10 protein-coding genes and 1 pseudogene are annotated in these 10,669 nt (G+C 37.1%); 4 read left to right on the top strand and 7 right to left on the bottom strand.

The annotated features are described in order from the left end of the window. Positions 1 to 38 precede the first annotated feature (38 nt). Positions 39 to 173: pseudogene (locus tag AC1DVB_RS22335) on the bottom strand (IS3-like element ISBth8 family transposase); the annotation flags it as partial. Between the two features lie 1,190 nt (positions 174 to 1,363). Here AC1DVB_RS22335 and AC1DVB_RS22340 point away from each other — a divergent pair. Continuing rightward, positions 1,364 to 2,185: an STAS domain-containing protein gene (locus AC1DVB_RS22340; protein WP_095680063.1), complete on the top strand. Its 822-nt coding sequence runs from the start codon at positions 1,364 to 1,366 to the stop codon at positions 2,183 to 2,185. On the opposite strand, the gene AC1DVB_RS22345 is transcribed toward AC1DVB_RS22340, so the two are convergent. From AC1DVB_RS22345 to AC1DVB_RS22365, 5 genes are all read right to left on the bottom strand, one after another. Continuing rightward, complete coding sequence (locus tag AC1DVB_RS22345; RefSeq protein WP_230135528.1) at positions 2,182 to 3,264, bottom strand: HAL/PAL/TAL family ammonia-lyase; 1,083 nt, start codon at positions 3,262 to 3,264, stop codon at positions 2,182 to 2,184. The genes AC1DVB_RS22340 and AC1DVB_RS22345 overlap by 4 nt on opposite strands. A gap of 130 nt (positions 3,265 to 3,394) precedes the next feature. Then, positions 3,395 to 4,765: an MFS transporter gene (locus tag AC1DVB_RS22350; RefSeq protein WP_034313341.1), complete on the bottom strand. Its 1,371-nt coding sequence runs from the start codon at positions 4,763 to 4,765 to the stop codon at positions 3,395 to 3,397. 173 nt (positions 4,766 to 4,938) lie between these two features. Further along, entirely contained in the window at positions 4,939 to 5,607 is a 669-nt protein-coding gene (locus AC1DVB_RS22355) for a helix-turn-helix domain-containing protein (RefSeq protein WP_477591019.1), read from the bottom strand. A 126-nt stretch (positions 5,608 to 5,733) separates the two neighbouring features. Next, on the bottom strand, positions 5,734 to 6,435 hold the full coding sequence (locus AC1DVB_RS22360) for a response regulator transcription factor (protein ID WP_377333044.1): 702 nt from the start codon (positions 6,433 to 6,435) through the stop codon (positions 5,734 to 5,736). Between the two features lie 170 nt (positions 6,436 to 6,605). Further along, the gene (locus AC1DVB_RS22365; protein ID WP_034313349.1) at positions 6,606 to 7,079 is read right to left on the bottom strand and encodes a MarR family winged helix-turn-helix transcriptional regulator; all 474 of its coding nucleotides are present in this window, start codon (positions 7,077 to 7,079) and stop codon (positions 6,606 to 6,608) included. Positions 7,080 to 7,230: 151 nt separating this feature from the next. Between AC1DVB_RS22365 and AC1DVB_RS22370 the strand changes: the two genes are divergently transcribed. From AC1DVB_RS22370 to AC1DVB_RS22380, 3 genes are all read left to right on the top strand, one after another. Continuing rightward, entirely contained in the window at positions 7,231 to 7,815 is a 585-nt protein-coding gene (locus tag AC1DVB_RS22370; RefSeq protein ID WP_057276260.1) for a DUF3238 domain-containing protein, read from the top strand. Positions 7,816 to 7,960: 145 nt separating this feature from the next. Then, positions 7,961 to 8,545 carry a DUF3238 domain-containing protein gene (locus AC1DVB_RS22375; RefSeq protein ID WP_057276261.1) on the top strand — a complete coding sequence of 195 codons (585 nt, stop codon included), beginning with the start codon at positions 7,961 to 7,963 and terminating at the stop codon, positions 8,543 to 8,545. A gap of 71 nt (positions 8,546 to 8,616) precedes the next feature. After that, positions 8,617 to 9,243 carry an FMN-dependent NADH-azoreductase gene (locus AC1DVB_RS22380; RefSeq protein WP_034313359.1) on the top strand — a complete coding sequence of 209 codons (627 nt, stop codon included), beginning with the start codon at positions 8,617 to 8,619 and terminating at the stop codon, positions 9,241 to 9,243. A gap of 745 nt (positions 9,244 to 9,988) precedes the next feature. Here AC1DVB_RS22380 and AC1DVB_RS22385 read toward each other — a convergent pair. Further along, a partial coding sequence (locus AC1DVB_RS22385) for a transposase (RefSeq protein WP_477591023.1) occupies positions 9,989 to 10,669 on the bottom strand: 681 nt, incomplete at its 5' end.

A 10,669-nucleotide genomic window follows, 5' to 3' on the forward strand; every position in this document is an offset into this window, starting at 1 on the left:
GGCTATCTGTGCATCACTTTTAATACCAAAACGCTGGCTATCTGTGCATCACTTTTAATACCAAAACGCTCACGAATCTGGCGATATGACCAACCTTCCTCCACTTTCAGACGAACCACTTCTCTCTTTATTTCTTCTGTATACGCTTGAAACGTTTGCCCCTTCTTTGCCATACAAAAAATCCCCTCCAGATTGACAGTTAAGAACATTTTATCATGTTCTCTTTTTTCTCTGTCTACCTGAAGGGGATAATACCAAAGCAACTCTCTTTTTGAAGTAAAGCAACCTTTAATTTCACAATCGTGCACGATTCATGAATAAGTTACTACATAATATTAACGAACTTCGACGTTACTTACCTCGAAACTCTAAAAAATTAAATAAATGTGATTTCGATACGTACTGCGCACACTTAGTTGTCTATAGATATAGATTTATTAACTTCCTCACTCTGTACATGAGTTCTTCTTTGATACTGAAGGACGGTAAGACCTAGCGAGATACCTCAAACTAAAGATATGAATACCAAATGTAACCCCGAATTATAGGTTGTATATTTGAATCTTGATACGTAAACTGTAAGGAAGATATCACACGACCAATTTCTATAAAAAAACTTAGATAAAAAAAACCGAGACCCCAAAATATCAACCCGACTGATACAACCCAACCGAGTATTAGTAGCATTAAGCGAGGAATCCTTCGACCCCATGGTTGTATAAAAGAAAGAGCCAAGAGTGCTGCAAGAACCGCTAAGAAACCCATTACCCAAAATCCAATAGCTATCAAAAGTTATCGGGGAATGATTTAAAGTCGCCCGGGGAAGCTACAGATATTCCCATCCCCCACCAAAGATGTGGTGCTGCGTATAAGAGTGCCGAAATACATGCCACATAACTCCAAGTAATTGATTTCGTTTTTACTTGTAGAGTCATCTTTTTTTGAAACATCAATGGATCCACTTCTTATTTACCATTTTAATCCACCTTACCATAACTGAGAAAGAATTCACTCCTTTTTAAATTATTGACTTTAGTAAAAAAATACAGCTGAAGTTTAAGGGGCAAAAAAAAACCTACATTAATACAGGGCTTTATCAAAAACCTTGTTAAATGAATAAATAGAAAGGGCATTTTTTGAAAAAGGTTAATCAAAACATGCCCTAATCCTATTTAATTGGAATTTTTTTTTATAAAAAATGAACTAACGCACCCGTTCGTTTAAGTAGAAATCCTTCACAATATTAATTAACATAAATACATTCATTTCCCTTTAAATTAGAAGCTATAGGTAAACGGGTTTAGTAATGATAATAACAGGGTAATTGTAGTTTTGGCATATAAAAAAATAGGGGGATTAAATGATGAAGGGGTCACTAGATGCATATAAATTACTGGAATTCATCCAAGAAAATAAAGAGGATTTTGAAGATTCATTATTAAACGAAGCATCTAATGTGAAAGAAAAAATTGAAGAAATTTTAACGGTCGGTAATATTGACCTGATAAATAATGCCCATTTGCTGATTCAATACATTATTGAGGGTAAAAAACAAGAACTTCAATCATTTGCTAAACAAGAAGGTATAGCTTGGGCGACACACGCAATTCCATTATCTTTCAAATTAGAGTGGGTGCAAGCCATTCGAAGAACCTTGTGGAAGTTCCTACAAGAATATAACGAGGTAACGAATAAGATTTTAACTGAAGAATTTTTTTCGGTAGAAAAGCAAGTAAATAATCAAGTAGACAGGTTTTTAAATGTTTTTTTTATCACATATTCTCAATACAAAGATTCATTGATAATGGCTCAAAAAGAATTGGTTGAAAATCTTTCGGTGCCTATAATACCAATAACACCCACTGTATGTATTTTGCCTTTAATTGGTGCGGTTGATCTTTACCGAACGAATATTCTCGAGGAAAAAGTTTTAATGGAGATTGGAAAATTACGTATTCAAACATTGATTATGGACTTATCTGGAATTATGGAAATGGAGACTGAAGTAATTGATCATTTAATGAAGATTATTGACGGGACTTCATTAATGGGATGTACCACTGTGATTACCGGGTTAAGAGCTGAAGTGGTTAGAAATATGATAAACGTAGGAATGAGATTAAATGAAAAAGCACTAACATTGGGAACTTTACAACAAGCATTGAATAAATACTTATTAAGTTAAACACGAAGAATCTTAGAGAGGGTCGCTTTGGCCAATTCAGATAGAGAGATTGCCAGAAAGTCCATGGCTAAGGCTATCGCTTCTCCATGACAATTAGAAGAGGATATCGCTCTTGCACCCTCTTGATCATCAAACACCAACGGATTATCTGAGGCTGAATTCATTTCTCTCTCCACAATCGTCCGAACGTAATCAACAGCGTCTTTACAAGCTCCATGCACTTGTGGAATGGATCTAATACTAAGAGCATCTTGTGTGCGGTAATCTTTAAATTTTTCCGTGATCTCACTGTTTTCTATCAGCTTATGAATATTATCAGTTGTCTTTTTTTGTCCAGGATGACGTTTTACTTTACTAATTTTGGGATCAAAGGCATAGTATGTACCTTTCAGCGCCTCAAAACTGATTATCGAAACAATGTCTGCCGCCTTAAGAACATTAATGGCATCATAAACGGCCAGAGCGCCAATTGCAGTCATATCTACCGTGCCATTAATCAAAGAAAGCCCTTCCTTTTCATGCAGTTCGATTGGCTTGATTCCGGCCTTCTTCAAAGCCGTCTCGCCATCTGTTAGTACGCCCTGATTATAGGCCTCACCCATACCCAAAAGGACCAAACTGATATGTGCCTGATGATTTAAGTAACCTAGGGAACCTTCTCGAGGGACGAATGGTATGACATCTTTATTCACTATCTCTGCTAATCTCTCTACCGTTTCAAGTCTTACACCAGAATAACCAAGGGATAAATTTTTGATCATCATCACCATAATTGCCCTTACTATTTCCTTCTCCAACGGATCGCCCATACCGCAAGCATGACTCATAATTATATTTTTTTGCAATTCTCTCGAATCAGAGGCTGAAATTTTTATTTTTGAATTCTCTCCTACTCCGGTCGTAATTCCGTATATGACTCGCTCTTCCTCGACAAAACGCTCGACTATATCCCTTCCTTGGCTAATTCTTTTCTTTACACTCATAGACAGCTCCAAAGGGGCATGATGCCTTGCTACTGAAATCAAATCCCCGATACTAAAATCATCTTCAGTTATCATTACTTTTTCTTGTGTTTTCATAATAAACTCATCTCCTATATTGTGCAGCTTGACAAAACATTAACTTTTATAATGTTTAAGCCTTTGGATTAGTAAAATTTCGCAACGAGACCTCTCTTTCGAGAATTGGAGAGGTACTCCTTTTTTCATGTCAATTAATCTTCTTATGGTTCAAGGGGTTTAAGTTTGAATTTGAATTACTTGCTTCATTAAAAGGATTACTTGCCTCGCTTAAAGAGAGTGACTTTGTCTCCGGTGCCCAGGCAATCGAAATGATAGTACCAATTAACAGAATAGCCGTCATTCCAATCATCGAGGCATCCAACCCTATAGTGTTCATACTAAGGGGCAGGAGGAATGTCCCGATAGCAGAACCAATTCGGCTGAACGCTGTCACAAAACCAACCCCAGATGCGCGAATTTCGGTTGGGAAAAGTTCGGCCGGATATGTTAGCGTAAGATTTGAATTTGCTGATAATATAAAAGTAAAAGCCAGAAAAATCGGAATTACTAAAATTTTAGGTTCGTGAAAAATACTAAGCATAAGCAAGCAGACGGTCAGGATTGCAAACGTACTAATCGTGAAACCTCTGCGAGAAAATTTCTCCATAAGCCAAAGACCAGCAATCGAACCCAAGATTAGGAATATGTTTAACCACAAGTCTACAGTGAAGTTTTCTGCTAAACCCATACTTTTTAAGATAGACGGTAGGAATGTGTAGATGGCAAAGTACGGAATGACAATACAGACATAAAATAGACTTCCAAAAGCTGTTCGCTTCCGAAATTTTTTGTTAAAAAGAGCACGAAAGCCATTTTTATTTTGAGTCTCAATAATAGTTTCGTCGATTTCCGCATTAGGGCCGATATACTTCTTTACGATATGGCGTGCTTCATCAATACGTCCCATGCTGATGAGCCATTGTGGTGATTCAGGCGTTCCGATTCGCAGTAGCAGCACAATGAATGCAGGGATTGCAGCACTAGCAAGCATCCAACGCCATGATTCCGGACCAGCTTGTCCTAAATAATATCCGACAATGGTTGCAGAGACGTAACCTACCGTCCAGAGTACATTTAGAGAAGCCAGTAAGAACCCCCTATACTTTCTAGGCGCGAACTCGGCAAGTAAAGTCGATCCGACTGCATAATCGCCTCCGAGAGCAAAACCTATCAGTAACCGCAAAATTAACAACTCTACGGGACCATCCACAAATAGTTGCAGCAACGAAGCTATAGTGACCAATAAGAAGTTAAGCAGGAATATTTTCTGTCTGCCTATGCGGTCAGATAACCCTCCAAGTACTAGACTACCGAAAAAGAGTCCAATCAAAGCAGAACTTCCAATTAGTCCTACCCACATCGAATTGAGTTCCATTTGTGGGCTAAGGAGAGTAAGAGCCACTCCAATAATCCCAAGAGCATACCCATCAGAGAAATTTGAGCCAAAAGTAAGCGCTGTAATTTTCATATGGAACTTGTTAAGTGGAGCGTCATCCATCTTAAATTTTTTTTCGGTCATAAGCGTCTTTCCCCTTTTCAATATTTGATTTTTGGGACACTTCCTACTTCTCTAGTTTAGAGAAGGAAAGCGATTGAAAACAGACGTCTTTTTTTTGAATTTTTCTAATTTTTTTCGAATTTAAAGTGTAATGTAAAACGCTTACATTTGAAAACTATAATTATTTTAGATTTCTATACTTTTTTACGATTTCTAAATGAACGAGGGGTTGTACCGGTTTTTTCCTTAAAAATTTTGCTAAAGTAATTTGCATTTATAAATCCTGTTTTATCTGCTACATCTTGAATCGAGAGTTTTGTATCTATCAATAGACGCTGCGCTTCGTTTATCCGTGTCTTTGTTAATAGCTGTCGGAACGAGCTTCCTTGTTTTTTTGTTAAGAGCGAGCTAAAATACGCTGCGCTTCTGTTTACTTGGTTCGCAACGTCTTCAAGCCTTAGCTCAGGGTTAGTAAAATTCTCCTCAAAGTACCGGATGGCCTGCTCAATCACATCTGTACGAGCGTTTTCTTGATTGTTATTTGCCCGATCAAGAACTTCATATAAGAACAGCAATAACTCCTGGACGATCCGATATAGAATCGGATTGTAAAGGATGGATTCAAATACTTGATGATAACGTCTCTCAAGCATCCCTTCGTCAAGGTAAAATGACTTCATGAAGCGTCGGACTTGGGCTAATAAGCTTGTTAACCGGGTTCGCAATAAACCTGGCTCGGGATAGGGATCTTCCTTATTCAAAAATTCTTTATACATCCACTGCTTAATTTTGTCCCTGTCACCTTCGTTCAGCATGTCAATCCATTCGCGCTGTTCAGACGGGGTTAAAAACGGATCGATCATAACCCAGTTCACCTTATCCTCAATGACCGAAAGCTGCCGATATCCTTTGAAAAAACGAATTTCTAGCGCTTGCTTCGCATGAAGATATTTTTCATTTAACGAAAGCAACGGGTCATTAGTATCATATCAAACTAGTGACATGGGCTCCGAAAACTGCTCTTCCCATTCGGTTAGAATCCGATTGCCTATGTGCTTTAATTGTTTGAGTGGCTGTGGCTGCTGGTTATCGAATGAAAAAACAGAAACGATCATGTCGCTTAGCGGCAATACAACCGGTCGGTTCTTAAATGGATATTCTTGTAAAAAAGATAGCAGTATAGGTTGTTTCTTCGAATCTTCCAACTGCATCAGCATTAATCGGAAATTGGCGCCTAACGTTTCTTGATGTACGAATAGAGAACTGTAAGATACGGAAGGAACCTCAATTTGAGCCGATGGCTCTTGTTTCTCCTCAGTTTTTGAAACGGCCTTGCAGCACTGGGTTAATACTCGTTTGATATGGTCAGGCGACTGAGGTTTTACCCATAGATCATAGGCATGAAGCTCGATGCCTTGAAGCGCACGTTCAAATGTGGCTTCAGCCGTCATGACGATGACCTTTTGTATGTACCGTTTGGTCAGCTCCTTAAAGCTGTCCCACGTATCCTTTGTAATCATATCGAGTTCAATGCAAACAACATCTGGTACTTCGGCCTCTATTAGATGAAATACCTCAGATACTGAGCCTGCTAATAGAATGTAATCAAATGGAATCGAAAACGAAGAAACTAACCAGCCAATCCCTGTTCGTTCATTTTGATCGCGATCAGCAATTAACAATTTAACCATACAGGTACTCCCTTAATGATAGATTTCTTCTTATTAATTATCGCCAAACCAAGCTTATTTTCATCACTACTGTGTCTATCAGATTAAGGGTTCTGGTGCTATCATTACAGGAATGCTGTACTGTTAGTACGAATTTAAGCACGATTAAAAGTTCCCTTTATACTCTATAATTACCAGACAGGTCTTAACCTCGATGATAGTTTATCTTCATTTTCTTCATAAACTAATTTTGTTAAATCTTCTTTGAGCATTTGCAGGCGTTCAGCACCTATTTTTTCAATCCAACGTTGCTCAATCTCAGTTAGTATCTTCTCTTTTGCTTTCACTACTAACCAACCTCGTTCGGTCAAAACAATAATTTTCCCTCTCTTATCAGTGGGATGAGCTTTGCGCATTACATAGCCACTTTTCTCAAGATAATCCACCATTTTACTCACAGCTTGCTTTGTAATTCCTAAATATTCGGCTAGTTCTATACCTGTTGCTCCATTGGGAGTGATGCATTTAAACATAAAACCATGTACAGGTCTAATATCTCCAAATCCCAATTCACTCAATCTGTCATGTAATTCATTAATTGATGTACTAAAGGAAAATGATAAAAGTGATGTAAGATCCAATTCACTAAATACTTCATGATTCATACATAAAACCTCCTTAAATAAAGTCAATTAGGTTGACTTTATTTGAAATCCATTGTACTATACACCATGTAGTCAATCAAGTTGACTATGGTTCAATTATAAAAGAAATTGGATTCACCGAAACAAAATTAATACATTATGGAGGGTTCTCATGGCTAACATCGTTAAAATTAGAGGAAGTGTATTTGCACCGTATGCTTGGTTGGAACCTATTAAAGATCCTGCAACAGAAAAGATATTCGAATACACTGGTGATGCACGTGAATTTACACCAAACGCTGTAAACACTATGCGGTCAAGATTAGAGCAAGAAGTGATTATTGATTTTTATAAAAAAGAAATTTTCACATATACAAATGCTTGTACCGTAACTGTAAAAGTTACAAATCCAGATGGTTCTATTGATTATAAAAAAGGAAAAACAAGTACAGAAAATATTGTATGTACTAATGTTGTGTGGGGCACTGATGAAGTTTCTTTTGAAATGAGGGCAAGGGCAAGCAATCCTTTAAATGCAGCAGCACCTGCGGCTGATTATTTATTAACTATACATGTTAACAAGAGTGGTGTTGCACAAATTGAAGGTGCACATGATGGGTTCCCCTGCTATGAATTTTATAAACAAACAGATTTTGGTCCATTTGAATTAATATATACACATGATTTCAGAAAAACTGGTGACACTCCAGCAGCGCTAGCTGGGGAAATGGAATACAGTTTTAAAACGACAATTTAGATATAAATACTAAGTAAAAGTTTACAAGCAGCAAATATTAAAGGGAAAGCAATAATTTATACGAAAGAAATTACGGCCTGTTTTGCTGAATGGCTCAAAGTTATGAATTACCTAAAATAAAATTAGAATTACAGAGGTGGTTCTTATGACTAACATTGTTAAAGTTAGAGCAAGTGTATTTATTCCAATGTCTTGGACTGAACCTAAGAAGGATACTCAAACAGGAAACGTGATTCAATTCGAAGGTGACTCACGTGAATTTACACCATATGCTGTAAACGCTATGCGTTCCAGAATTGAACAAGAAGTAGTTGTAGATTTTTATAAAAAAGAAATCTTCACATATGCGAATACTGGCATAACAACAGAAAGAATCACAACTCCTGATGGTTCCGTTAATAAAAAAACAGGAAAAGCTAGTACGGAAGGTATTTTGTGCACTGATGTTGTATGGAGGTCAGATGACGTCAAATTTCAAATGAGTGCTAGTGCTAGCAACCCATTAAATGTATATGCACCTCCCGTTGATTATCTATTAACTGTACATATCAAAAAAGATGGTACTATCGATATTCAAGGTGCACATGACGGATTCCCTTGTTTTGAATTTTATAAGCAAGTAAACTTTGGTCCGTTTGAAAAGATTCATACACATGACTTCAGAAAAACTGGTGATACAGCTGAAGCTCTAGGTGGAGACATGGAATATAGTTTTAAAAAGATATTGTAAAGACAATAGGATTCCCTTTTTAGTGAATAAATATATAACAACATAAGAGTGATTAACAGGAGGAAAAGAGAATGACAACAGTTTTATTTGTAAAAGCAAACAATCGCCCCGCAAACCAAGCGGTGAGTGTGAAATTATATGAGGCTTTTTTAGCAAGCTATAAAGAATCACATCCAAATGATACAGTGGTAGAACTTGATTTATACAAGGAAGAATTGCCATATGTAGGAGTAGATATGATTAACGGTACATTTAAGGCTAGTAGAGGACTTGATTTAATAGCAGAAGAAGCAAAAGCAGTAACTGTTGCTGATAAATATTTAGAACAATTCCTTGCAGCTGATAAAGTTGTGTTTGGATTCCCATTATGGAACTTAACAATTCCGGCTGTACTACACACATATATTGATTATTTAAACCGCGCGGGCAAAACATTTAAATATACGCCAGAAGGTCCAGTAGGTCTGATTGGAGATAAGAAAATTGTATTATTAAACGCAAGTGGCGGTGTATATTCTGAAGGACCAAAAGCTGAAGTAGAAATGGCTGTTAAATATGTAGCAAGTATGATGAGCTTCTTCGGTGTAAAAAATATAGAGAAAGTAGTGATTGAAGGTCACAATCAATTCCCAGATAAAGCAGAAGAAATTATTGCTGCAGGGCTTGAAAAAGCTGTTAAAGTAGCAAGTACGTTCTAATTAATAAAAAACTTGTCACTCAATATAGCAGTTCCAACACTTTTATAGTGGTGGTACTGCTTTTTTATTCGCTTATCTTGCTACTTTTGGAGGAGTTAGAACCCAATTGATGTAATAATTCCATTTTAATCTTATAAAACGATAGAAAGAAGGATTACATTACAATGAAAAGTTGATGGACAAAATATATATAAACTTGATTTCCTTCTTCAACTATTCTGTCCTTTAGCTTAAGTACAATCCTTCAAAATCTCACCGACAAATATCGAATTTTCTTTTAAAATGATCTTCCACAGTCTGGCCCAATTGTTGAACAAAGGTCAAACAGCACTCTTCAACTATCCTCCCTCAATAAACTAAACACAATCTCACGATTACTCTAGAATTCTTAGGATTTCATAGTCATATCATTAACCGTTATCTATGTAAGCTCGGCATCACTCCTCAAGGGTAGGGATTTATCGAAAAAAGTGTATGCTAAACTAGCCAATTATAGGAAAAAATTGGTTTAAGCAATGTTATGATCGCACTTTAGGATATCCACATGTCTCATGGAGGTCAACCCTCCCATGTCTCACAGAGTCGATGCTCCTACATTCCTTCGTTCAACCTTTCCATGAGGTGGATGTCGGTCATGCTGCCCCACAGGATCTAAGCCCTCACGTTAGTTGCTTTGCCGACTAATCCGTGCTTCACTTTTAAATGAGTGTTAATTAAATGACCGTGTAACCTTAAATTCGATGAACTATGCGACTGTTTGATGTACCATAAATGTTGCCATATGAGGGATATCCATTAACATCTTGTCTTCTTGAAACGTAAATTGTTTTTTACCGATTGAAAACAGAATTCGAATAAGCTTGTTACACAARGCTATCAGAGATTGCATTTTYTTTAAKGGATTSTGAGMACGTGTTGTGTAATATATATGGAGAGCTTTAAAAGCCTTGTTCTTTGCCACCAGTATCATGGCAGCCCGGAATAAGAGAGCCCTYAATTTCTTTCGTCCCCGTTTGGTAATCTTGGTCTGACCTTTGTGCTTTCCKGATGTGTTTTCTTTTAAACTTAAACCTGCTAATTTTACAATTTGGCGAGGATGTTGATAGTCTCTKAGGTCGCCGACCTCTGCGAAAAACCCTGCTACWGTATCTCGACCAATCCCTGACACCTCTAACATCTGTGTGACACCTGGAATATGGTCTAATAACTGATCTAATTGATAATCTAATTCTTCGAATTTCATTTGAATAAAATCATACTTCTCTAATAAAGCTCTCAACTCTAATTTCGCCATAGCTGCCCCTTGACGAATACCAATCGAACGATTGGCTGCTTCTTTAAGTGCTCGTATCTTCTTTAAGCCTATACTGCGTTTTACCACTTGTCTTAAGGAAAGTAAGAGCTCTTCATCCGTATACTTAACAAG

Source organism: Peribacillus sp. P4_D6 (assembly GCF_056401795.1).

Bases quoted from the DNA above. Each gene is read 5' to 3' on its own strand.
- AC1DVB_RS22340 (WP_095680063.1), top strand. From the start codon at position 1,364: ATGAAGGGGTCACTAGATGCATATAAATTACTGGAATTCATCCAAGAA.
- AC1DVB_RS22345 (WP_230135528.1), bottom strand. From the start codon at position 3,264: ATGAAAACACAAGAAAAAGTAATGATAACTGAAGATGATTTTAGTATC.
- AC1DVB_RS22350 (WP_034313341.1), bottom strand. From the start codon at position 4,765: ATGACCGAAAAAAAATTTAAGATGGATGACGCTCCACTTAACAAGTTC.
- AC1DVB_RS22355 (WP_477591019.1), bottom strand. From the start codon at position 5,607: ATGATCGATCCGTTTTTAACCCCGTCTGAACAGCGCGAATGGATTGAC.
- AC1DVB_RS22360 (WP_377333044.1), bottom strand. From the start codon at position 6,435: ATGGTTAAATTGTTAATTGCTGATCGCGATCAAAATGAACGAACAGGG.
- AC1DVB_RS22365 (WP_034313349.1), bottom strand. From the start codon at position 7,079: ATGAATCATGAAGTATTTAGTGAATTGGATCTTACATCACTTTTATCA.
- AC1DVB_RS22370 (WP_057276260.1), top strand. From the start codon at position 7,231: ATGGCTAACATCGTTAAAATTAGAGGAAGTGTATTTGCACCGTATGCT.
- AC1DVB_RS22375 (WP_057276261.1), top strand. From the start codon at position 7,961: ATGACTAACATTGTTAAAGTTAGAGCAAGTGTATTTATTCCAATGTCT.
- AC1DVB_RS22380 (WP_034313359.1), top strand. From the start codon at position 8,617: ATGACAACAGTTTTATTTGTAAAAGCAAACAATCGCCCCGCAAACCAA.